Raw genomic sequence first — 21,649 nt, forward strand, 5'->3', positions numbered from 1 at the left:
CCTGGTACGGGACCTTCAGGGTTTCCTGGCGGCTCCGTGCCTGAACCTGAAAAGGCTCATTCGTGGCGAACATCAAGTCCCAGATCAAGCGGAACAAGACCAACGAGAAGGCCCGGCTGCGCAACAAGGCCGTCAAGTCCTCTCTGAAGACCGCGATCCGCAAGGCCCGTGAGGCCGCTGCCGCGGGTGACGCCGAGAAGGCCACCGAGTACCAGCGCGCTGCCGCGCGCCAGCTCGACAAGGCCGTCTCCAAGGGCGTCATCCACAAGAACCAGGCCGCCAACAAGAAGTCGGCGCTGGCCGCCAAGGTCGCGTCCCTCAAGGGCTGAGAACCTTCTCTGATCTGACCGTCGGCGGGACGTAGAGCGGGCCCTCTCTCATCCGCTCCCCACCGGCACCTCCGAGCCGCCCGCGGCCTGCGTTCGCCACGCGGGGGCGGCTCTCCCTCTTCACCCGGAGGCCCCGGCGCCACGCCCTTCCCCAGGGCGGGCACCGGGGCCTCCGGCATGACGCCGTCGTCCGGTGATCACGCCCAGAACGCGTCGGCCTCGTCGATGTCGCCGACGCACTCGTCGATGTCGGTGACCTTCTCACCGACGATCCGGAAGATCAGGCATCCGGTGTCGTCGTAGCTCCGGCCGCCCCGCTCGGCCTGGAAGCGGTGCAGGGCGACGGCGTGCCCCCGGCCGTCGACCATCACGTTGAGCATCTCGACCCGCATCGTCCCGGCGGTCTCCTCGGCGAGCCTGCCGTACATGTCGATGATCGCGTCCTGCCCCTTGAAGTCCCCGGACAGCGGGTGGCTGCCGGGCACATGATGCGTGCAGTCCGCCGCGAGCAGCCCGCGCAGGGCCTCCATGTCCCCGCGTACGAAGGCGTCGTAGCCCTTGCGGACGAGTTGAGCGTGCGCGTGTTCAGCCACCGGAACCGCCACCTCTCCGTGCACTCGGCGATTTTGGCTGATGTGTCCGATTCTCCTCCTGGGGGGAGGCGCCGTCATCCGGGTGGGCCGCGCGCCGTTCCCTCGCGGGTGGGCCGCGCGCCGTGCCCTCGCGGGCGTGCCGCGCGCCGTTCCCTCGCGGGTGGGCCGCGCGCCGTGCCCTCGCGGGCGTGCCGCGCGCCGTGCCCTCGCGGGCGTGCCGCGCGCCGTTCCCTCGCGGGCGTGCCGCCGGTGGACTACGCCCGGCCGCGACCGCCCGGTGGTTGTGCCGCCGGGTCGCCTACAGCCGGGCACCCCGCGAGCGGGCCGCGCGGGCGATCACCGGGAGGACCACGCACCGCCACGCCATGGGCACGCCACCACGTGCACTACGCCCGAAGCGGGAGAGGAAGGTCGCCTCCTCCATCGCGGTGTCGCCGCCGCAGATGACGGCGATGCCCCGCCCACCCGTCCTGGTGGCGCGACCCGGCACCCCGCGAGCGGACCGCACAGGCCATCACCAGGAGGACCACACACCGCCACCCCATGGGCACCCCACCGCGTGCACTACGCCCGGGCACCCCGCGAGCGGGCCGCGCGGGCGATCGTGACGACCGCCTTCTCCAGCGCGTACCCGGGGTCGTCCCCGCCGCCCTTCACCCCGGCGTCCGCCTCGGCCACGGCGCGCAGGGCCACGGCGACAGCGTCCGGGGTCCAGCCGCGCATCTGCTGGCGGACCCGGTCGATCTTCCACGGCGGCATCCCCAGCTCACGGGCGAGGTCGGCGGGGCGTCCGCCGCGGGCGGAGGACAGCTTGCCGATCGCCCGGACCCCCTGCGCCAGGGCGCTGGTGATCAGCACCGGAGCCACCCCGGTCGCGAGCGACCACCGCAGCGCCTCCAGCGCCTCCGCCGCCCGCCCCTCCACCGCCCGGTCGGCGACGGTGAAGCTCGACGCCTCGGCCCGCCCGGTGTAGTACCGCCCCACGACCGCCTCGTCGATCGTGCCCTCGACATCCGCGACCAACTGCGACACCGCCGACGCCAGCTCCCGCAGATCACTGCCGATCGCGTCGACGAGCGCCTGGCACGCCTCCGGTGTCGCCGACCGGCCGAGCGCCCGGAACTCCTGCCGTACGAAGGCCAGCCGGTCCGCCGGTTTGGTCATCTTCGGGCAGGCCACCTCCCGCGCCCCCGCCTTGCGCGCGGCGTCGAGCAGCCCCTTGCCCTTGGCCCCGCCCGCGTGCAGCAGCACGAGCGTGATCTCCTCGGCGGGCGCCGCCAGATACGCCTTCACGTCCTTGACCGTGTCGGCCGACAGGTCCTGCGCGTTGCGCACCACCACGACCTTGCGCTCGGCGAAGAGCGACGGGCTGGTCAGCTCGGCGAGCGTCCCCGGCTGCAACTGCTCCGGCGTCAGCTCCCGCACGTCCGTGTCGGCGTCGGTGGCCTTGGCGGCGGCCACCACCTCCCGCACGGCACGGTCGAGCAGCAGGTCCTCCTGCCCCACGGCGAGAGTCACCGACGCGAGGGGATCATCGTTCACAGTCTTCCTGGCCATCGCGTTCAGCATGTCATGGGGCACTGACAACCGGCCGGGCAGTCCATGAAGGAGAGCGAGCGGGTCGCCCTCGGTCTACGGCTCCTCCCGCCAGCCCTCCCACTCCCCCGCGAACGCGTCCAGTTGCCCGGCGTCCAGTCGTTCCTCCGTGTCCCGCAGCAGCACCAGCCACTGCGCGTCCTCGGCGTCGTCCTCCCCCGCCAGCGCGTCCCGCACGATCCGGGGTTCCTCCGTGATCCCGAAACGCTCGGCGAGCACCTCGGCCGCCTCCTCCGCGGCGTCCCGGTCGGGCAGCACCAGCACATGTCTCACCTCACTCACGCCCGCCGTTCTCCGTCCCCCGCACCTGCGGCACGCGCGCCAGCTCGATCCCGAAGCGGTCCCGGTAGGCCGCCAGCACCTCCGCGTCGTCGCCCAGCTCCCGCACCTCCGACACCGCCCCGTCCACGCCGGTCACCTTCACCTTCCGCCCGCTCAGCGTGACCCGCCCACCGTCCTCGGTGAGCCGTGAGCACACCAGGGACCGGGTGAAGTGCGACTCCGGCGAGGTCCGGTGCCACCACGCCCCGGCGACGAAGTCACCCAGCGCCCTCGGCCGTGTCTCCAGCCGGTACTGCGGCGTGCCGTCCTTCACCACGTCCACGTCACCCCCCGTGCCCGCCACGTCCACGAGCCGGAACACCCCGGCGTCGTCCACCTGGTCGCCCCGCTCCCGCCACGCCAACGGCCCGTTGCTCAGCCCGCCGAACCCGATGTCGGCCAGCCACTCCCCGCCGTCCACCGTCCGCACCAGCAGCGCGAGGTGGTCGAACGGGATGCCCAGCCCGCCGCCCGGGGTGTGCACCCGCGCCGCCAGCAGGGTGACCTCGAAGCCCAGCGTGGTGAGCAGCGCCGCGAACGCCCCGTTCAGCTCGTAACAGAACCCGCCCCGGCGCGTGCCCAGCACCTTGCCCAGCAGCCGTTCCTCCGTGAGCACGATCTCCTCGCCGAGGTGGATCGACAGGTTCTCGAAGGGCACGGTCTCCAGGTGCCGCAGATGCAGGGTGCGGAGGGCGTCGGCGGTGGGCCGGGCGGGGCGTTCGGCGCCGAGCCGGTCGAGGTAGGCGTCAGTCTGTGCGGAATCCATGCGCTCAGTCTCCGTCGTCCGCCACCCGCAGTTCACCCCCCTCCGTCACGACCGCCACCGCCCCGTCCCGGTCCGTCCGCGCCACCGCCGCCCCGCCCGCCCGCAGCGCCGCGACCGTCGCCGGAGCCGGATGCCCGTACGGGTTGTCGGCGCCCGCGGAGATCAGCGCCAACCGCGGCGCCAGCGCGCGTATCAGCCCCGGGTCCTGGTACGCCGAGCCGTGATGGGCGACTTTGATGACGTCCACCCCGTCCAGCGCCGCAGCCGCCGGGCCCCGCGGCAGCGCCCGCTGGCCCGGGGGTTCGAGGTCCCCGAGGAGCAGGATCCGCAGTCCGGCCGTGCTGACCAGGAGGGTGACGCTGGCGTCGTTGGGTTCGTCGACGCCGTGGGGGCTGTGGAGCGCGTCGGCCCCCGGGGGCTGGGGCGGCGGGGGCCACAGCACCTCCCAGGACAGGTCCCCGGTGCGCCGCCGCTCCCCCGCGACCGCGGTCCGGACCGGTACCCCACGCGCGGCGGCCTCCCGCCGCACGAACCCTGCCTGGTCGGCGGGCTCCGCCAGTCCCGTCGTCTCGATCGCCCCCACCGAACGGCCGCGCAGCACCCCGGGCAGCCCCGCCACGTGGTCGGCGTGGAAGTGGGTCAGCAGAAGCAGCGGAACGCTGGTGACGCCGAGGTCGCGCAGGCAGCCGTCCACCAGACCCGGGTCGGGCCCGGCGTCCACCACCACCCCGGCGCCGTCGCCCGCCGCCAGTACCAGCGCGTCACCCTGCCCCACGTCGCACATCACCAGCCGCCACCCCGGCGGTGGCCAGCCCGTGAGCGCCCTGGTCAGCGGGGGTGGCCGCACCACCGCCAGCACCAGCAGCAGCCCGCAGACACCGCACAGCCAGGGGTGCCGTGACAGCCGCCGCCCGGCCAGGACGGTCACGGCGACGACGAGCGCGAGCAGCGCCGCCCCCGTCCAGTCGCCCGGCCAGACGACGCCCGCGCCGGGGAGCGCGGCCCCGGTACGCGCCACCTGGGCGAGCCACCCCACTGGCCAACTCGCGAGCCACGCCGCCGCCTTGGCGACCGGCATCGTCAGCGGTGCCGCCGCGAGCGCCGCGAAGCCCAGCACCGTGGCCGGGGCCAACGCGAACTCCGCCAGCAGGTTGCAGGGCACCGCCACCAGACTCACCCGCGCCGACAGCACCACGACGACCGGCGCGCACAGCGCCTGCGCCGCGGCAGCCGCCGCCACCGCCTCCGACAGCCTCGGCGGCACCCCACGCCGCCGCAGGGCGGCGCTCCAGCGCGGGGCGAGGGTGAGCAGGGCGCCGGTCGCCAGCACGGAGAGCAGGAAGCCGTAACTCCGGGCCAGCCACGGGTCGTACAGGACCAGCAGCAGGACCGCCGTCGCCAGTGCCGGGACCAGCGACCTGCGCCGTCCCGTCGCCAGGGCGAGCAGCACCACGGCTCCGCAGGCCGCCGCCCGCAGCACGCTCGGGTCCGGTCGGCACACCACGACGAAGGCCAGCGTGAGCGCCCCGCCGAGCAGCGCCGTCGTCCGCAGGGAGACGCCGAGCCGTGGCGCCAGCCCCCGGCGTTCACTGCGCCGCGCCAGGCCCGGCGGTCCCAGCAGCAGGGCGAGGACGATCGTGAGGTTGCTGCCGGACACGGCGAGCGTGTGGGCGAGGTCGGTCTCCTTGAACGCCTCGTCCAGCTCGGGCGTGAGCCGCGAGGTGTCCCCGACCACCAGCCCCGGCAGCAGCGCCCGCGCGTCCGGGGGCAGCCCGTCGGTGGCCTCCCGCAGCCCGGCCCGCAGCCGCCCCGCCAGCCGCTGCGGTCCCGACGGCCTGCCCGACACGCGGGGCGCCGTCCCCTCGCCGACCCGCAGCACGGCCGCGATCCGGTCGCCGCCCGTCAGCGGGGGCGCCAGCCGTCCCGTGACCCGGACCCGGGTCGACGGCAGCAGCCCCAGCCAGGCCGCCCGCGCCGACCCGCCGCCGGCTGAGCGGTGGGCGTCCGCGTCCACGATCAGCAGCACCGGCGTCCGTGTCACCGCCGCCGCCCCGCCCGTCACCGCCACACCCCGCACCCGCGCGCCGACCAGCACCCTGGGCTCCGGCATCCGGTCGCCCGTGACCCGGGGCCGGGAGAGCCGGGGGTCGGAGGTGACCTCGACCTCCGCGGTCACCGTGGCGTACCGGGCCGCCAGCTCCGGCACGGGTCCGCGGCGCAGATCGGCGCCGTGCAGCCCGGCCGAGGTGGCGGCGGCGGCGACACAGAGCAGCGTGGCCACCACCGCGACGGCCGTCGAACCACCGTCCGCCCCGGCTGTCCGGCTCCGGCGCCGACGTCGACGCCGTGCCCACAGCAGCACCCCCACTGCCGTCGCCCCACAGGCGGCGACGACACCGGTCACCCGGCCCGGTGGCGCGTGCAGGGTCAGTGCCGCCGTGGCCCAGGCGGCGAGCGCGGGCGGCACGAGGCGCAGGTCGGTCGGGCCCTCCTGCCGGGGGTCGGAGGCGCCGAGCCGCTTGCCCGAGGCCGCGTGCACCGGTTGGCGGGCGGGAGGCGCGAGCCCCTGGCGGTCGGCGCTCATGGCCGTACCAGGTCCCGTAGGTCGGCGTACCGCTGGTCTCCGATGCCCTTGACCTCCCGCAGCTCGTCCACCGAGCGGAAGCCGCCATGCTGGGTGCGGTAGTCGATGATGTGCCGGGCCAGGACGGGGCCGACGCCCGGCAGGGTGTCGAGCTGCTCGGCGGTGGCCGTGTTCAGCGACACCGGCGCCACCGGGGCACCGGCTCCCCCGGTCCCTGCCCCGGCCCCCGCGACCGGAGCGGGCAGCGGCGTGGGGGTGGGGCCTCCGACGACCACCTGCTCGCCGTCCACCAGGAACCGCGCCCGGTTGAGCCCTTCGGTGGCCGTACCCGGCCTGACCCCTCCGGCCGCCTCCAACGCGTCCATCACCCGTGAACCGGGCGGCAGACGGTGCACCCCCGGCTCCCGCACCTTGCCACCGACGTCCACGACGATCTCACCCGCGGGCGCACCCGAGGCACCCGCGGCGCTGACCGCCCCCGCATCCGCCCCCGCATCCGGCGCCGCCGACTCGAACGGCTCCGCCGCCCGCACCACCTCCGGCGCCCGCACGGCCTCCGTCCGCCCGGTCCAGAAGTGCTGCACGGCGAGGACGGCGGCGGCGACCAGCAGCACGCTCAGCGCGATGACGTTCCTCGGCCGCAGACCGCACCGGGCCTGGAGCCACACCGGCATCCGCTCCCGCACGGCAAGCCCCACCCGCGCAGACGCCCGTCCCGGCCTCGGCTCCGGCCCGGACCGCGGCTCCTCCGGCGGTCCGCTCCCCGACTCCCGCCGCTCCCCGTCCCGTTCCGCGAACATCGCCTCTGCGCGCCGCCGCGTCTCCTGAGCGGCCGCTGCCGCAGCCGGCACCCGCCTGTGCCGCACCCGCCCGTCGGAGGCGGGCCCCCGCCCCGGGCCACTGCTCGCAGCCGCAGCCGTCCGGGTACGGGGCCCGGCGGGCATACCTGAAGGTGATCGAAGTTCCATGCACCGAGCATCACCCGATCACGCCCACCCGCGATGATCTTGCTCAAGTTCCGGGGATTACTTCCCGGTTGTGGACAACCCCGTCACCCACACGTGTGAACCACGGTCACCGCGGCGACACCACGACCCCCAGCAGCCCGGGACCCGTGTGCGCCCCGATCACCGCCCCCACCTCGCTCACATGCAGGTCCGCCAGCCTCGGCACCCGGGCCCGCAACCGCTCCGCCAGCGCTGACGCCCGGTCGGCGGCGGCGAGATGGTGGACGGCGATGTCGACCTCGGCGTTGCCCGCCCGGTCGGCCGCGATCTCCTCAAGACGGGCGATCGCCCTGGACGCGGTGCGCACCTTCTCCAGCGGTTCGATCCGGCCGCCGTCCAGCTGGAGCAGCGGCTTCACCGCGAGCGCCGAGCCGAAGAGGGCCTGCGCGGCGCCGATCCGGCCGCCTCGGCGCAGGTAGTCGAGGGTGTCGACGTAGAAGTAGGCGGAGGTGCCGGAGGCCCGCTTCTCCGCGGCGGTCACCGCCTCGTCCGCCGTGCCGCCCGCCTCCGCGGTCTCGGCGGCGGCCAGCGCGCAGAAGCCGAGGGCCATCGCGATCATGCCGGTGTCGACGACCCGTACCGCCACGGGCGCCTCACGGGCGGCGAGCAGGGCCGCGTCATGGGTGCCGGACAGCTCGGCGGACAGGTGCAGGGAGACGATGGCGCTGGCGCCCGACTCGGCGACCTTGCGGTAGTGCTCGGCGAAGAGCTGGGGGCTGGGGCGCGAGGTGGTGACGGGGCGTCGCTTCTGGAGTGCCTGGGCGAGGGAGCGGGTCGAGATCTCGGTGCCCTCTTCGAGCGCCCGGTCGCCGAGGACGACGGTCAGGGGGACCGCCGTGATGCCGTGCCGCTCCATCGTCCGTGGCGGCAGGTAGGCCGTTGAATCGGTGACGATCGCGACATGGCGGGACATGAGCTGGAGGTTACCTGCCGTAGTGCCCGAACGGCAGTCCGGGCCGGTCCCCCCGGAGCGCGGTGGCGGGATCAGGTGGTGCTCTCCGGGCGGGTCTTCTTCTGCCAGGGGTAGGTGAGGCGAGGACCCGGCGGGGTGATAGCGGGGCGCGTCGGCTCCTCGGCGGCGGATGGGCGCGGCGCCTTCGGCCGGGTCTGGCGGGCCGCCTCACCGGGGTCGGTGGCCTCGGGCCCCGGGGAGGCGGCCGGGGTCGGGGTGTCCGTGGTGGTCCAGTGGCGCAGGGCGCCGCTCTCCATGTCTATCTGGGCGCTGAGCGATTCCAGGTCGTCGTCGGCGAAGTGGCGGGCGCGGTCGCGGGCGGCCCAGCGCAGGGAGTCGGCCGCGTCGGTGATGCGCCGGGTGCGCTCACGCAGCGCGGGAAGCCGCTCGGTGAGCGTGGCGCGGTCCGGTTCGGACTCCAGGCGCCGCAGTTCGTCGTCCAGTTCGTGCCCGTGGGCGCTGAGGCGCTGGAAGAGGCTGAGGGACTCCTTCAGCGACTCGTCCTCGGTGGCGCCCCGCTGGAGGGCCTCCTTGGTGGCCCGCATCGTGGTGCGCAGGCGCAGCCGCAGCTGGGCCAGCTCGCCCGCGGGGCCGGGCTGGGCGAGGGACTTGGCGCGCAGGGTGTGGTCCTCGACGGTGCGGCGGGCCTGGGTGAGGGTGCGGTCCACGCCGCGCTTGGCGGCGCCGACGGCCTTCGCCGTGGCGTAGGCACCGAGCACCATGAACAGCACGAACAGCAGGGCGAAGACAGCGATCACTGCTTCCACGGTGCTCCTCCTCCGACCGGCCACGGCGTCCACCGCGTCACTCCTCAACGGTAAACGGAACGGGCAGGCCCGGAGTTCCAGAAAAACCCCGAACCTGCCCGTAGGGGACTACCCCTAGCCCGTGGAAGGGATCCGCGACGATCCCGCCGTGGCTACGCCGGAACGATGTTCACCAGCTTCGGCGCCCGCACGATCACCTTGCGGATTCCGGCCCCGCCCAGCGCCGCGACGACCTTCTCGTCCGCCAGGGCGGCCTTCTCCAGCTCCGCCTCGGAGATCCCCGGCGGCACCTCCAGACGCGCCTTGACCTTGCCCTTGACCTGCACCACACAGGTGACGGTCTCGTCCACGACGTACGCCGGGTCGGCGACCGGGAAGTCCTGGTGGACGACCGAGTCGCCGTGGCCCAGCCTGCGCCACAGCTCCTCGGCGACGTGCGGGGCCAGCGGCGCGACCAGCAGCACCAGCGCCTCGGCGACGGACCGCGACACCGGGCCGCCCACCTTGGTCAGGTGGTTGTTCAGCTCGGTGATCTTGGCGATGGCGGTGTTGAACCGCATCCCCTCCAGGTCGCCGCGCACCCCGTCGATCGCCTTGTGCAGCGCGCGCAGGGTGTCCTCGTCGGGCTCCGCGTCCACCACCGTGACCGCGCCGGTCGTCTCGTCGACGACGTTCCGCCACAGCCGCTGGAGCAGCCGGAACTGGCCGACCACCGCGCGCGTGTCCCACGGCCGGGAGACGTCCAGCGGGCCCATCGCCATCTCGTACAGGCGCAGGGTGTCGGCGCCGTACTCGGCGCAGATCTCGTCCGGGGTGACCGCGTTCTTCAGGGACTTGCCCATCTTGCCCAGCAGCCGGGAGACCTTCTCGCCCTGGTAGGAGTAGGCGCCGTCGCGCTCCTCCACCTCGGCGGCGGGTACGGCGATACCGCGGCTGTCGCGGTAGACGTACGCCTGGATCATGCCCTGGTTGAACAGCTTGTGGAACGGCTCGGCGGACGAGATGTGCCCCAGGTCGTACAGCACCTTGGACCAGAAGCGGGCGTACAGCAGGTGCAGCACGGCGTGTTCGGCGCCGCCCACGTACAGGTCGACGCCGCCGTGCGGCTGGCCCTCGCGCGGGCCCATCCAGTACCGCTCGATCTCCGGGTCGACCAGCTTCTCGCTGTTGTGCGGGTCCAGGTAGCGCAGCTCGTACCAGCAGGAACCGGCCCAGTTGGGCATGGTGTTGGTCTCGCGGCGGTACTTCTTCGGGCCGTCGCCCAGGTCCAGGGTGACGTTGACCCAGTCCTCGTTGCGCGACAGCGGCGTCTCGGGCTGGGTGTCGGCGTCGTCCGGGTCGAAGGTGCGCGGGGAGTAGTCCTCGACCTCGGGCAGCTCCAGCGGCAGCATCGACTCGGGCAGGGCGTGGGCGGTGCCGTCCTCGTCGTAGACGATGGGGAAGGGCTCGCCCCAGTAGCGCTGGCGGCTGAACAGCCAGTCGCGCAGGCGGAAGTTGACGGTGCCCTCGCCGATGCCGGACCGCTCCAGCCACTCGGTGACGCGGGCCTTGGCCTCGACGACGCCCAGGCCGTCCAGGGAGACGTCCGCACTGGCGGAGTTGACGATCGTCGCCTCGTAGGAGACGAAGGCGTCGTCCCACGCGGACGTGTCGGTACCGCGGCCGTCGGTGGGCTCGACTACGCAGCGGACGGGCAGTTCGAAGGCGCGGGCGAAGGCGAAGTCACGCGTGTCGTGCGCGGGGACGGCCATGATGGCGCCGGTGCCGTAGCCCATCAGGACGTAGTCGGCGATGAAGACGGGGACCTTCTCGCCGTTGACCGGGTTGGTGGCGTACGCGCCGGTGAAGACGCCGGTCTTGTCCTTGGCCTCGGCCTGCCGCTCCACGTCGGACTTGGAGGCGGCCTGCGCGCGGTAGGCGGCGACGGCGTCGGCGGGGGTGGCGTGGCCACCGGTCCACACCTCGTGGGTGCCCTCGGGCCAGGCGGCCGGGGTGAACTTCTCCACCAGCGGGTGCTCGGGCGCCAGCACCATGTAGGTGGCGCCGAACAGGGTGTCCTGGCGGGTGGTGAAGACGGTGATGCGCTCGCCGTCGATGGGGAAGTCGACGCGGGCGCCCTCGGAGCGGCCGATCCAGTTGCGCTGCTGCAGCTTGATGGCCTCGGGCCAGTCCAGCTCCTCCAGGTCGTCCAGCAGCCGGTCGGCGTAGGCGGTGATGCGCATGTTCCACTGGCGCAGCTTGGCCTTGAAGACGGGGAAGTTGCCGCGCTCGGAGCGGCCGTCGGCGGTGACCTCCTCGTTGGCCAGCACGGTGCCCAGCCCCGGGCACCAGTTGACCGGCGCGTCGGAGGCGTAGGCCAGCCGGTACCCGCCCAGGACGTCGGCGCGCTCGGCGGCGTTCAGCGCGCTCCACTCCCGCCCGCCGGGCACGGCGCGCTCACCGGACTCGAACGCGGCGACCAGCTCGGAGATCGGGCGGGCCCGCTTCGCCTCGGTGTCGTACCAGGAGTCGAAGATCTGGACGAAGATCCACTGGGTCCACTTGTAGTAGTCCGGGTCGATCGTGGCGAACGACCGGCGCTTGTCGTGGCCCAGGCCCAGGCGGCGCAGCTGGACCTTCATGTTCTCCATGTTGGCCTCGGTGGACACGCGCGGGTGCGTGCCCGTCTGCACGGCGTACTGCTCGGCGGGCAGGCCGAAGGCGTCGAAGCCCAGGGTGTGCAGGACGTTGTGGCCGGTCATGCGCTGGAACCGGGCGAAGACGTCGGTCGCGATGTACCCCAGGGGGTGGCCGACGTGCAGGCCCGCGCCGGAGGGGTACGGGAACATGTCCATGATGAACTTCTTGGGCCTGGCGGCCAGCTCCGGGTCGCCCGCCAGGTCCCCGCTCGGGTTGGGCGCGGCGTAGGTGCCCTCGGCGTCCCAGAAGTCCTGCCAGCGTGCCTCGATCTCGGCCGCGACGGCGGCCGTGTAGCGGTGCGGCGCGGCCACCTCGGCGGTGACAGCGGGGTTCGTCTCGCTCATGGTCCTCAAAGCTCCATCGATCGTCTTCGCCAGCTGCTGCGGTTGTCGCGCTCGTCCGGAGGGGTGCTCCGGAAACGAAAAAGCCCCTCACACAGGAGGGGACGCCGCGCCGAGTCCGGCCACTCGTTCCGACGGTGGCCGGTGCTGATCAGCGCGGCTCGCTAAGCAGAAGGCGTACGGCACGCATGGCGTCAGGGTACCGCAGCCGTCGAGGCGCCCGCGACGGCGTTTCACGGCCACCGGACGGCCACCACAGGGCCACCGCACACCGGACCGACCACGGAGCCAGCCACTGAACCGAAGTCGAATATTACTTCGCGTAACACCCCACACCCACACATCACCACAACACGATCACCCCTTGATAACAACGCAATAACTCAAACCTCGTACCCATGGGTACGGCTCGACTTAGAGTGCGGCAGCGGGACCGCTTTCCCGATACCGCTCGGAGTCGCCCCCATGAAACCTCCTCGCAGTACCCGCCCCCTCCCCCAACGGGGCACAGCGCCCGTCGTCAGCTGGGGAGGTCCGGCATGACGACGGACAGCACGGTCGACGACCGGATAACGGAGTACCTCAACTTCGGCGTGGGCGTCCTGTCGCTCGTGTGCCTGACCTGCTCGGTGATCTGGGGCCTGGTCGCCCAGGACCGGATCCTGCTGGACGCCCGGCGACGGATCCTGGCGCAGGCGGTGCACCGGACCGCCGCGCTCGCCTCGCTCGTCTTCCTGGTGATCCACATCGTGGTCAAGCTGATGCTGGAGCACACCTCGTGGATCGCCGCGGTGGTCCCGTTCGGGCTGGCGTTCACCGACGACGAGGTGGCCACCGGCCGGACCTTCCTCATCGGCCTCGGCACCCTGGCCGCCCTGCTCATGGGCTTCGTGGCCGTCACCGGCCTGATCCGCAACCGGTTCGCCTCCCCGGCGCCCATCGCGGCCCACTGGCGGGCGGTGCACATGCTGGCCTATCCGGCCTGGTGCGCCGGTCTCGTCCACGGGCTCTACGCGGGTCGAGCCGCAGCCCCGTTGTTCATGACCCTGTACGCGCTGTCCGTGGTCTTCGTCGGCGGCGCGCTCGCCCTGCGCGCCGCGCCCCGCCCGGTCAAGCGCCGGGTGGCCGACAAGATCACCGCTCTCTTCGACACCGAGCCGCAGCCCGGCCGCGAGGACCTGGACGCGAGCCGCTCCCGCGCGACGGCCGCCCCCGGCCCGATCCCGGGCTACGACGGCCCCCCGCCCGGCTCCGGCAGCGCCTCCTCCGGCTACGGCGACCAGCGCGCCGGGGCCTCCCCGCAGCGGTCCGCCGAACCCGCGCACGGCTTCGCCGCCGCCTACCGGGCCGTGTCCCGGCCCTCCCGCGCGCGCGAGTCCCACTCCACCGACCCGACGGGCCCCGTCCCCGCCGCCTCCTGGCCGGTGCCGTCCCCGCCCCCGGTCGGCGAGGCCCCGCCCTCGGCCTACGACCCGCTCCAGGACACCGGATACACCATCCCGAGCTACGGCAATCCGGGCACGACGGGCTACGGCGCGAGTGATGTGTACGACACCGGTGAGACGAACACCCTCTACGGCACGTACAACCCCAACGACACATACGACACCAGCGGTCCCGCCACAGAAACACTGCACAGCGAAACACTCCCCACCGGTGCGTCCCACGACTTCGACGCACCGGGCTCGGGCGAACCATGGAACACCCCGTCCGGAGGCTTTAAGTGAACGAGGCCCTGCCCGACGTCCCAGAAGTCCGCGTGGTCGGCCTTCCGCAACTCACGTCGGGCTTCGACCTTGTGGAACGACTCGACCTGCCCATGCACCTCAAGGTGCACGGGCCGCTCGAACCGATGGGCGGCGAACAGCTCGCCAAGCTCGCCGAGAACATCCACCTCATGGGCCGCGGCGGCGCGGGTTTCCCCTTCCACCGAAAGCTGCGCTCGGTCGCCGAATCGGCGATCAAGCGCGGCGTACGGCCGGTGGTGGTCGTCAACGGCAGCGAGGACGAACCGGCCTGCCGCAAGGACACGGTGCTGATCAACCGTGCCCCGCACCTCATCCTGGACGGCGCGCTGCTGTGCGCCGAGGCCCTGGGCGCCCGCACCCTCGTGGTGGGGGTCACCCGGGAGTCCACCCAGCGCTCCATGGAGGCCGCGCTCGCCGAACGCGGCCTGAGCAACGGCCGTAGATCGGCCCTCCGCGCGCGCGTGCAGCGCAACCCGGTACGGATGGTCACCGGGGCCGCCGCCTCCCTCGTCCGCTCGATCGACGGCGGCCCGGCCATCCCGCCGGGCCGCAAGATCAGCGCCTCCAAGAGCGGCGTGGGCGGCGCCCCCACCCTGCTGTCCAACGCCGAGACCTTCGCCCAGCTGGCCATCGCCGCCCGCATCGGCCCCGAGCGCTACGGGAACACCGGCCTGTACGACGAGCCGGGCACCGTCATGCTCACGGTCTCCGGCGCGGTCGCCCGCCCCATGGTCCTGGAGGTGCCCACGGGCGTGCCGTTGCGCTACGTCCTCCAGCTGGCCGGCGCGCCACCGGTGCCGCAGGGCGTGCTCACCGGCGGCTACCACGGCAAGTGGATCGACGCGGCGACCGTCAACGAGGCGATCGTCTCCCGCAACTCCCTGGACGCCGTGGGCGGTTCGCTGGGCGCTGGGGCGATCCTGCCGATCAGCCAGGACACCTGTCCGCTGGGCGAGTCGCTGCGGGTCGCCCAGTGGCTGGCGGAGGAGAGCGCGGGCCAGTGCGGCCCCTGCTACCTCGGCCTGCCCGCCGCCGCCCGGGGCCTGGAGGACATCCTCAACGGCGGCGGCCCGGCCGCCCTGGAGGCGGTCAAGCAGGTCGCGAGGAACGTCAAGCGGCGGGGCGCCTGCTCGCACCCGGACGGCTCCGCGATGTTCCTGGAGTCGACGCTGAAGGCGTTCACCGACGACCTGGCCGCCCACGTCCTCGGCAACGGCTGCGGACGGCGCGTGACGGGCGTCCTGCCGCTCTTCGAGGGCGGCAGGGCCCCCACGGGCATCCCGGGCGGCGGCGATTCCCAGGAGAACGGCCCCAGCCGTCAGAAGATCCACGTCGACTGGACGCTGTGCCGGGGCCACGGCCTGTGCGCCGACATCCTGCCGGAGGTCTTCGAGCTGGGCGCGGACGGCTTCCCGACGGTGGCGCAGGCGTCCGTCCCGCGCTACGCGGAGGCCAAGGCGATGCGCGCGGTGCGCCGCTGCCCGGCACTCGCCCTGCGTATCGAGGAGGACACGCGCGCGCAGGAGACCACGCGCAGCAACCTCCCGGTGCTCTCCCAGGGGCGGGGCCGCCGCGCGCTCGGCCGCTGACCGGAGAAGCCCCCCACTACACGGAAGATCCCGCCGGATCGGTCTGATCCGGCGGGATCTTCTACGAACTGCGCTTGTGGAGCTAAGGAGAATTGAACTCCTGACCTCCTGCATGCCATGCAGGCGCTCTACCAACTGAGCTATAGCCCCTTGCCGTTCCGCCCGGTCTCCCTGGCGGCGACGCCAACATTACAGGTCCCCCCGGTGGAGCACCAAATCGTTTTCGTCGGGCCGTCAGGCCGTCACGAACGAGTAGAACCGCTTGAGCGTGCAGTGTTCCTCCAGGAGACGCCCGTAGATCGGCTCCCCCTCCAGCTCGCGGTAGGTCTCGATCGGGTCGCCTTTTATGATCAGCGCCCGCGCGCATTCCTCGCACCAGTACTGGTAGTCGGGGTTGACCGGCTCCATGTCGCGGACGATCGGCGTACCGCTGCCGCACCAGTCGCACTTCCGCCTGTGTGCACCCATCGATCAGCTCCAGCTGTGGCCGCAGGCCGTGCACACGTAGGAGATCCCACCGTTGTCGCCGAGGACCTGGGCGACATGGGCGGAACCGCAGGAAGGGCAGCTGAGCCGGGTGGCCGTGTTCCGCGTCAACGCCGCTTGCCCAGGGAGGTGGCCGACCTCCCTGAGGATGCTCGCAGGCATCGCTACTCCCTCCCGTCGGGCCGCGCCCCCTTCCGGCCGTTTGATTCTGCCACGAGCGGACCAACACGGTCAGCGACGCCCGGGTTCCAGTCCGGACACGGCAGCCACCGGGAGCGCCCGCGCAGAGGTATACGCCTCTCGCGTCCCACCTGCTCAACGGGAAACGAAAGATCCCGCCCCCTGCGGGGACGGGATCTTCACCGGGTGTGGAGCTAAGGAGAATTGAACTCCTGACCTCCTGCATGCCATGCAGGCGCTCTACCAACTGAGCTATAGCCCCGGGTGCTCCCCCGGTCGGTCGGGCGAACAAGAAGAACTTTAGCCTGCGACCTGCCGGAAAGTGAAATCCGGGCTCCCGGCCCCGGTCACCGCTCCGCGGCTCAGTCGTCGTCGCCCAGCACCGGCTCCGGCAGCGTGCCCGCGTTGTGTTCGAGGAGCCGCCAGCCGCGGGCGCCCTCGCCGAGGACGGACCAGCAGCAGTTGGACAGGCCGCCGAGGCTCTCCCAGTGCCGGGAGTCCAGGCCGAGCAGTCGCCCGATGGTGGTGCGGATCGTGCCGCCGTGGCTGACGACGACGAGGGTGCCGTCCTCGGGGAGCTTCTCGGCGTGCCGGAGCACCACGGGGGCGGCGCGCTCGGCGACCTCGGTCTCCAGTTCGCCGCCGCCGCGGCGCACCGGCTCACCGCGCTTCCAGGCGGCGTACTCCTCGCCGTACCGGGCGATGATCTCGTCGTGCGTCAGGCCCTGCCAGGCGCCCGCGTAGGTCTCCCGCAGGCCTTCCTCGTGGGTGACGTCGAGGCTGGTGAGCACGGCCAGCTCGGCGGCGGTGTTCGCGGCCCGCCGCAGGTCGGAGGCGACGATCGCGTCGGGACGCAGCGAGGCGAGCAGCCGGGCGGCGCGACGGGCCTGGGCGACGCCCGCCTCGGTGAGGGCCACGTCGGTGGTGCCCTGGAAGCGGCGCTCCACGTTCCACGACGTCTGCCCGTGCCGCCACAGGATGACGCGGCGGCCCCGGCCGGAGGGCCGGGACCCGGCGGACCCGGCGACCTCGCCGGTGGCGCTCATCGCCACTCACCGCCCGTCTCGGCGGCCTCCTCCGCGGCCTGGAGCTCGGCGTGCTCCTTGGCCTTGCCCCGGGTGGCCTTGGCGTCGGCGGGCAGGTCGAGTTCGGGGCAGTCCTTCCACAGCCGCTCCAGGGCGTAGAAGACGCGCTCCTCGCTGTGCTGCACGTGGACGACGATGTCGACGTAGTCGAGCAGGATCCAGCGGGAGTCGCGGTCGCCCTCACGGCGCACCGGCTTGGCGCCGAGTTCCTTCTGGAGGCGCTCCTCGATCTCGTCGACGATCGACTTGACCTGGCGGTCGTTGGGCGCGGAGGCCAGCAGGAAGGCGTCCGTGATCGACAGGACGTCGCTCACGTCGTAGGCGATGACGTCGTGCGCCAGTTTGTCAGCGGCCGCCTGGGCGGCGGTGCTGATGAGGTGGAGGGAGCGGTCGGTAGCGGTCACTGCATGGCTTTCCGTCGGTGGTCACTTGACACCAAGGGTCTCACGGACGGCGAGGGGCGCCCCAGAGGATTCCGGGGCGCCTCCTGCCCGAGGACTACCGGGGCTCGCTACGACGCCGGGTCGTAGTCCTGCCCGAGGACGACGGAGACGCTCGCGTTGGCCGCGACGTCGCCCTTGGCCACGGCGCTGGCGGGCAGGTTCAGCGTCTTGGCGACCTCCTCGGCGTCGGCCTTGTCGGCGGCGTCGGCGTAGAGCACCTTGGAGGCGGCCTGCGTGGTCTCCTCGGTGCCGCCGCCCAGGAAGGTGAAGCCGCCGTTGAGGAGGACCACGCGCGCGTTCTCGGCGTTGTCCTCCTCGCCGCTGGCGTTGCGTACCGAGACCCGGACGGCCGCGCCCTGGTCGGGGCTCTTGGCGGTGCCGCCGAGGACGTCCTTGACGACGCTGTCGCTGGCCTCGGCACTGAGGGTGCCGTCGTCCTGGACGGGCAGCAGCGCCGTCCTGTGGTCGCCGCCCTTGGCCAGCTCGGACATCTTGGCGAGGAAGGCGCCGAGGTCCTTGTCGGTGAGGGACGGGTCGAGGATCTGCGCCAGCGTCTGCACGGTGACCGTCGCGGCCTGCTGGTCCGACGACATCTTGCGCAGCACGCCTTGCATGACCTGCCCGAACCGCTCCAGCTGGGCGTTCTGGGCCTCGCCGGAGGCGCGGTAGGTGGCGTAGGTGACGGCCATCTTGCCGCTGAGGGTCTGGTCCTCGCCCTTGCTGACCAGCGGCGAGCTGCCCTTCTTCTTGGCGGCCGGATCGGGCACGTCCGCGTTGGTGTCGATGTCGATGTTGCCGACGAGGTCGACGAGGTTCTGGAGGTAGGGGGTGTCGAGGCGCCAGGTGCCCTCGATGTCGGTCCCGAGGGCGCCGTCGAGGGCCTCGCGCGTGCCGGAGGAACCGTCGTCCTCGACGGACTTGGCGAGGGTGGTCGTGGTGCCGTCCTCGCCGGTCAGGGCGAGGGAGTTGGGCAGCAGGACGGTGGTGCCCTGGCCGGTGGTGGTGTTGTCGACGAGCAGCGCCGTGGAGGTGCCGCCCTTCTTGGTGTCGTGCAGGTGGACGACGACCACGTCACGCTTCTGGGCGCCCACCGCGGTCGTACCGCCGGTCTTCTCGTCGGACGAGGACAGCCCGGGCAGCTTCCCGGCGTACCAGAGATAGCCGACGCCGCCGACCGCGGCCAGCGCGAGGACGACGACCAGGGCGATGACGCGGCTGCGGGCGCGGCGCCTGGCCTCCTCACGGCGCTCGGTGCGGTTCTCGGTGAACTTCAGCCAGTCGATGACGTCCTCGGAGTCGCCGTCGGGCTCCTCCACGAACGCGAACTGCTCGGTGCGGTAGTCGCGGTCCTCCCGGCCGTCGCCGGGGTCCTCACCGGTCTCGGGCGGGTACTCCGGCGGGTACTCCGGCGCCGGTCCCGCCTGCTGCGGGATGTAGGCGGTCTGCTCGGCGACCCGGGGCTGCTGGCCGGTGCCCGCGGACTGCCCGTAGGGGTCGTACGGGTCGGGGGTGCCGTACGACGACGGCACGGGCGGCTGCTGGCCGGTGCCGTAGGGGTCGTAGCCCGGGGCGGCGGAGGCGTACTGGTCGTAGCCGTAGTCCTGCTGTGGGGCGTAGGTGTCGTACGCCTGCTGCGGGGTCTGCTGGGCCGGTACCTGCCGGTACACGGGTTGCCCGTACTCGTCGTAGCCGACGAGTTCGTACTGGTCGCCCCCGTAACCAGCGTCGTATCGGTCGTTCACCGGTGCCCCTCTCGGCTCATTCGCCGCGGTACAGCTCACGTTTGGCGATGTAGCGCACGACTCCGTCCGGCACCAGATACCAGATGGGGTCGCCCTTGGCGACTCTCGCACGGCAGTCGGTTGAGGAGATGGCGAGCGCGGGGACCTCGACCAGCGAGACCCCGCCCTCGGGGAGCCCGGCGTCGTTGAGGTGGTGGCCGGGCCGGGTGACGCCGATGAAGTGCGCGAGGGAGAACAGTTCGGCCGAGTCCCGCCAGGTGATGATCTGGGCGAGGGCGTCGGCGCCCGTGATGAAGAACAGGTCCGTGTCGGGGTTGAGCACCCGCAGGTCCCGCAGGGTGTCCACGGTGTAGGTGGGTCCGCCGCGGTCGAGGTCGATGCGGCTCACCGAGAACTGCGGGTTCTCGGCGGTCGCGATGACCGTCATCAGGTAGCGGTCCTCGGCCGGTGAGACCGTGCGGTGGCTCTTCTGCCACGGCTGGCCGGTGGGGACGAACACCACCTCGTCGAGGTGGAACTGCGCGGCCACCTCGCTGGCCGCCACCAGGTGCCCGTGGTGGATCGGGTCAAACGTTCCGCCCATGACGCCGAGGCGGCGCTTGCCGCCGCTCGTGTCACTCGCCGGACCGGTAGGCATGTCCTGCTCTCCCATGCGTGCAGACCCTACCGGCCCGGCCTGTGAGGCCCTGGACGGGCTGGGTGCCGGGTCAGCGGTCGCGGTTGAAGAGGGTCGTGATCCACAGCAGCAGCATCAACGCGAGGAAGGCGCCGCCGCCGGTGACGAGGGGGCTGAGGCTCTCGTGGTTGCCCCCGTGCTCCTCGCCCTCGGCGGCGAGGGTGACCAACTGGGCAGCGGTGCTGTGGAAGCTCATCTTCGGCAGGACCTATCCGGTGGGCGGGATAAAGACGTCGGCTCATGGTAAGCGTGGGCCACGGCGGCGATCACGGCGACTCCGCCATTGGCGCCGGACCCCGCCGGGGGCGTGGGGAACCTTCGCGTCGCCTCAGTCGTCCTTCTGCTTGTAGCCCCGCAGCAGGAACCACGCGGTCAGCGCACAGCCCAGCACCATCACGACGAGTACGACCCGGAGCAGATTCCCGGCGCCCTGCTGCCCAGCGGCGTTCGCGGCCTCGGCGAGCCAGGCGGCGGCGGGGGTGTGGTCCATGGCGCGGGCTCCTTCGGTGTAGTGCCCGTCCACGGTAACTCCGCCTAGGCTGGGCACTGCCTCGGGGGCAGCCAGAGCACTTGAAGACGCTTGGGGGAAGACATGTCCGACGACGGCCACCAGCAGGACGGGCACGAGCACGTGCCGAGCAGGCAGCGCAGGCGCTTCCCCGGAATCTCCTCGCGCGCCTACGAGCATCCGGCCGACCGCTCCGCCCTGGTCGCCCTGCGCAAGCTGAGCGGCTTCGACACGGTGTTCAAGGCGCTCAGCGGTCTGCTGCCGGAGCGCAGCCTGCGCCTGCTGTTCCTGTCCGACTCGGTCCGCGTCTCGGACCGGCAGTTCGCCCACCTCAACGACATGCTGCGGGACGCCTGTTACATCCTGGACCTGGAGAAGGTCCCGCCGATGTACGTCAACCAGGACCCGCAGCCCAACGCGATGTGCATCGGTCTGGACGAGCCGATCATCGTCGTCACCACCGGCCTGGTCGAGCTGCTCGACGAGGAGGAGATGCGGGCGGTCATCGGCCACGAGGTCGGCCACGCGCTGTCCGGGCACTCCGTCTACCGCACCATCCTGCTGTTCCTGACCAGCCTCGCCGTCCGGGTGGCGTGGATCCCGCTGGGCAGCGTCGCGATCATGGCGATCGTGACCGCGCTGCGGGAGTGGTTCCGCAAGTCGGAGCTGTCCGCCGACCGTGCGGGGCTGCTGGTCGGCCAGGACCTGACGGCGTCGATGCGCGGTCTGATGAAGATCGCGGGCGGCAACCACCTGCACGAGATGAACGTGGACGCGTTCCTGGAGCAGGCCGAGGAGTACGAGGCGGGCGGCGACCTGCGCGACTCCGTCCTGAAGATCCTGAACGTGCTGCCCCGCTCGCACCCCTTCACCACGGTGCGCGCGGCCGAGCTGAAGAAGTGGGCCGCCTCCCGCGACTACCAGCGGCTGATGGACGGCCACTACCCGCGCCGCGAGGAGGACAAGGACGCCAAGGTCTCCGACTCCTTCCGGGAGTCCGCCGCGCACTACGCCGGTCAGGTCCGCACCTCCAAGGACCCGCTGATGAAGCTGGTCACCGACATCGCGGGCGGCGCCGGGGACCTGGGCAGCCGGGTACGGCGCGGCTTCGGCGGCTTCACCGGCTCGGCGGGGGCGGACGGCGGCACGGGGACGGGCACGGGCGGCGGCACGGGCAAGACCGGCACCACGGAGGCCCCGCCGAGGGACGAGCCGCCGCGCGACGAGGACTAGGAGCATCCCGGGGTCCGGCGAGCC

General features: G+C 72.6%; 22 protein-coding genes and 2 tRNA genes. 4 read left to right on the plus strand and 20 right to left on the minus strand.

What is annotated here, in order from left to right; translation table 11 throughout:
* The first annotated feature begins 62 nt into the window (after nt 1–62).
* The gene (gene rpsT / locus ABZ659_RS11665) at nt 63–329 is read left to right on the plus strand and encodes a 30S ribosomal protein S20 (RefSeq protein WP_360216709.1); all 267 of its coding nucleotides are present in this window, start codon (nt 63–65) and stop codon (nt 327–329) included.
* A 197-nt stretch (nt 330–526) separates the two neighbouring features.
* Here rpsT and ABZ659_RS11670 read toward each other — a convergent pair whose 3' ends face one another.
* The 10 genes from ABZ659_RS11670 to leuS form a co-directional block, all read right to left on the minus strand.
* A complete protein-coding gene (locus tag ABZ659_RS11670; protein ID WP_360216712.1) occupies nt 527–922 on the minus strand; it encodes a nuclear transport factor 2 family protein in 396 nt (131 codons plus the stop codon).
* 298 nt (nt 923–1,220) lie between these two features.
* Complete coding sequence (locus tag ABZ659_RS11675) at nt 1,221–1,412, minus strand: hypothetical protein (RefSeq protein ID WP_360216916.1); 192 nt, start codon at nt 1,410–1,412, stop codon at nt 1,221–1,223.
* 74 nt (nt 1,413–1,486) lie between these two features.
* Complete coding sequence (gene holA / locus ABZ659_RS11680; protein WP_360216715.1) at nt 1,487–2,479, minus strand: DNA polymerase III subunit delta; 993 nt, start codon at nt 2,477–2,479, stop codon at nt 1,487–1,489.
* A gap of 75 nt (nt 2,480–2,554) precedes the next feature.
* Entirely contained in the window at nt 2,555–2,800 is a 246-nt protein-coding gene (locus ABZ659_RS11685) for a hypothetical protein (protein WP_360216718.1), read from the minus strand.
* Nucleotides 2,793–3,605: an arylamine N-acetyltransferase gene (locus ABZ659_RS11690; protein WP_360216721.1), complete on the minus strand. Its 813-nt coding sequence runs from the start codon at nt 3,603–3,605 to the stop codon at nt 2,793–2,795. The genes ABZ659_RS11685 and ABZ659_RS11690 overlap by 8 nt, the downstream gene beginning before the upstream one ends.
* Nucleotides 3,606–3,609: 4 nt before the next feature.
* Complete coding sequence (locus ABZ659_RS11695) at nt 3,610–6,189, minus strand: ComEC/Rec2 family competence protein (RefSeq protein WP_360216724.1); 2,580 nt, start codon at nt 6,187–6,189, stop codon at nt 3,610–3,612.
* Nucleotides 6,186–7,133 carry a ComEA family DNA-binding protein gene (locus tag ABZ659_RS11700; protein ID WP_360216727.1) on the minus strand — a complete coding sequence of 316 codons (948 nt, stop codon included), beginning with the start codon at nt 7,131–7,133 and terminating at the stop codon, nt 6,186–6,188. Before ABZ659_RS11700 ends, ABZ659_RS11695 begins: the two co-directional genes overlap by 4 nt.
* 130 nt (nt 7,134–7,263) lie before the next feature.
* Entirely contained in the window at nt 7,264–8,109 is an 846-nt protein-coding gene (locus ABZ659_RS11705; protein WP_360216729.1) for a DegV family protein, read from the minus strand.
* A 71-nt stretch (nt 8,110–8,180) separates the two neighbouring features.
* On the minus strand, nt 8,181–8,915 hold the full coding sequence (locus ABZ659_RS11710) for a hypothetical protein (RefSeq protein WP_360216732.1): 735 nt from the start codon (nt 8,913–8,915) through the stop codon (nt 8,181–8,183).
* Between the two features lie 152 nt (nt 8,916–9,067).
* On the minus strand, nt 9,068–11,938 hold the full coding sequence (leuS, locus tag ABZ659_RS11715) for a leucine--tRNA ligase (protein ID WP_360216735.1): 2,871 nt from the start codon (nt 11,936–11,938) through the stop codon (nt 9,068–9,070).
* A gap of 536 nt (nt 11,939–12,474) precedes the next feature.
* Between leuS and ABZ659_RS11720 the strand changes: the two genes are divergently transcribed.
* Both ABZ659_RS11720 and ABZ659_RS11725 read left to right on the plus strand, forming a co-directional pair.
* On the plus strand, nt 12,475–13,662 hold the full coding sequence (locus ABZ659_RS11720; RefSeq protein ID WP_360216738.1) for a ferric reductase-like transmembrane domain-containing protein: 1,188 nt from the start codon (nt 12,475–12,477) through the stop codon (nt 13,660–13,662).
* Nucleotides 13,659–15,272: an NADH-ubiquinone oxidoreductase-F iron-sulfur binding region domain-containing protein gene (locus ABZ659_RS11725; protein WP_360216741.1), complete on the plus strand. Its 1,614-nt coding sequence runs from the start codon at nt 13,659–13,661 to the stop codon at nt 15,270–15,272. Before ABZ659_RS11720 ends, ABZ659_RS11725 begins: the two co-directional genes overlap by 4 nt.
* Before the next feature lie 77 nt (nt 15,273–15,349).
* Here ABZ659_RS11725 and ABZ659_RS11730 read toward each other — a convergent pair.
* The 10 genes from ABZ659_RS11730 to ABZ659_RS11775 form a co-directional block, all read right to left on the minus strand.
* Nucleotides 15,350–15,422 (minus strand) — tRNA-Ala (locus tag ABZ659_RS11730).
* 84 nt (nt 15,423–15,506) lie between these two features.
* Entirely contained in the window at nt 15,507–15,740 is a 234-nt protein-coding gene (locus ABZ659_RS11735) for a hypothetical protein (protein ID WP_003976229.1), read from the minus strand.
* A 3-nt stretch (nt 15,741–15,743) separates the two neighbouring features.
* Entirely contained in the window at nt 15,744–15,920 is a 177-nt protein-coding gene (locus tag ABZ659_RS11740) for a hypothetical protein (protein WP_360216745.1), read from the minus strand.
* A 207-nt stretch (nt 15,921–16,127) separates the two neighbouring features.
* Nucleotides 16,128–16,200, minus strand: a tRNA-Ala gene (locus tag ABZ659_RS11745).
* A 100-nt stretch (nt 16,201–16,300) separates the two neighbouring features.
* Nucleotides 16,301–16,984, minus strand: coding sequence for a histidine phosphatase family protein (locus ABZ659_RS11750; RefSeq protein ID WP_360216747.1), 684 nt, complete (start codon nt 16,982–16,984; stop codon nt 16,301–16,303).
* On the minus strand, nt 16,981–17,427 hold the full coding sequence (gene rsfS / locus ABZ659_RS11755) for a ribosome silencing factor (protein WP_360216750.1): 447 nt from the start codon (nt 17,425–17,427) through the stop codon (nt 16,981–16,983). Before rsfS ends, ABZ659_RS11750 begins: the two co-directional genes overlap by 4 nt.
* Nucleotides 17,428–17,534: 107 nt before the next feature.
* The gene (locus tag ABZ659_RS11760) at nt 17,535–19,208 is read right to left on the minus strand and encodes an LCP family protein (RefSeq protein WP_360216753.1); all 1,674 of its coding nucleotides are present in this window, start codon (nt 19,206–19,208) and stop codon (nt 17,535–17,537) included.
* A 16-nt stretch (nt 19,209–19,224) separates the two neighbouring features.
* Entirely contained in the window at nt 19,225–19,860 is a 636-nt protein-coding gene (nadD, locus tag ABZ659_RS11765; protein ID WP_360216756.1) for a nicotinate-nucleotide adenylyltransferase, read from the minus strand.
* Between the two features lie 55 nt (nt 19,861–19,915).
* Nucleotides 19,916–20,080, minus strand: coding sequence for a hypothetical protein (locus tag ABZ659_RS11770; protein WP_360216759.1), 165 nt, complete (start codon nt 20,078–20,080; stop codon nt 19,916–19,918).
* A 132-nt stretch (nt 20,081–20,212) separates the two neighbouring features.
* Complete coding sequence (locus ABZ659_RS11775) at nt 20,213–20,374, minus strand: hypothetical protein (protein ID WP_360216762.1); 162 nt, start codon at nt 20,372–20,374, stop codon at nt 20,213–20,215.
* A gap of 102 nt (nt 20,375–20,476) precedes the next feature.
* On the opposite strand from ABZ659_RS11775, the gene ABZ659_RS11780 reads away from it, so the two are divergent.
* Nucleotides 20,477–21,625 (plus strand): M48 family metallopeptidase, encoded by a 1,149-nt coding sequence (locus tag ABZ659_RS11780; protein ID WP_360216765.1) that lies wholly within the window; start codon nt 20,477–20,479, stop codon nt 21,623–21,625.
* The last annotated feature ends 24 nt before the right edge of the window (nt 21,626–21,649 follow it).

The sequence above is a fragment of the Streptomyces sp. NPDC006997 genome (assembly GCF_040635175.1).
Taxonomy (GTDB): Bacteria; Actinomycetota; Actinomycetes; order Streptomycetales; family Streptomycetaceae; genus Streptomyces.

Coding starts and splice junctions, on each gene's coding strand:
- ABZ659_RS11770 (WP_360216759.1), bottom strand. CDS start 20,080: ATGAGCTTCCACAGCACCGCTGCCCAGTTGGTCACCCTCGCCGCCGAG.
- ABZ659_RS11735 (WP_003976229.1), bottom strand. CDS start 15,740: ATGGGTGCACACAGGCGGAAGTGCGACTGGTGCGGCAGCGGTACGCCG.
- ABZ659_RS11740 (WP_360216745.1), bottom strand. CDS start 15,920: ATGCCTGCGAGCATCCTCAGGGAGGTCGGCCACCTCCCTGGGCAAGCG.
- holA (WP_360216715.1), bottom strand. CDS start 2,479: ATGGCCAGGAAGACTGTGAACGATGATCCCCTCGCGTCGGTGACTCTC.
- nadD (WP_360216756.1), bottom strand. CDS start 19,860: ATGGGAGAGCAGGACATGCCTACCGGTCCGGCGAGTGACACGAGCGGC.
- leuS (WP_360216735.1), bottom strand. CDS start 11,938: ATGAGCGAGACGAACCCCGCTGTCACCGCCGAGGTGGCCGCGCCGCAC.
- ABZ659_RS11775 (WP_360216762.1), bottom strand. CDS start 20,374: ATGGACCACACCCCCGCCGCCGCCTGGCTCGCCGAGGCCGCGAACGCC.
- ABZ659_RS11695 (WP_360216724.1), bottom strand. CDS start 6,189: ATGAGCGCCGACCGCCAGGGGCTCGCGCCTCCCGCCCGCCAACCGGTG.
- ABZ659_RS11750 (WP_360216747.1), bottom strand. CDS start 16,984: ATGAGCGCCACCGGCGAGGTCGCCGGGTCCGCCGGGTCCCGGCCCTCC.
- ABZ659_RS11690 (WP_360216721.1), bottom strand. CDS start 3,605: ATGGATTCCGCACAGACTGACGCCTACCTCGACCGGCTCGGCGCCGAA.
- ABZ659_RS11705 (WP_360216729.1), bottom strand. CDS start 8,109: ATGTCCCGCCATGTCGCGATCGTCACCGATTCAACGGCCTACCTGCCG.
- ABZ659_RS11780 (WP_360216765.1), top strand. CDS start 20,477: ATGTCCGACGACGGCCACCAGCAGGACGGGCACGAGCACGTGCCGAGC.
- ABZ659_RS11720 (WP_360216738.1), top strand. CDS start 12,475: ATGACGACGGACAGCACGGTCGACGACCGGATAACGGAGTACCTCAAC.
- ABZ659_RS11700 (WP_360216727.1), bottom strand. CDS start 7,133: ATGCCCGCCGGGCCCCGTACCCGGACGGCTGCGGCTGCGAGCAGTGGC.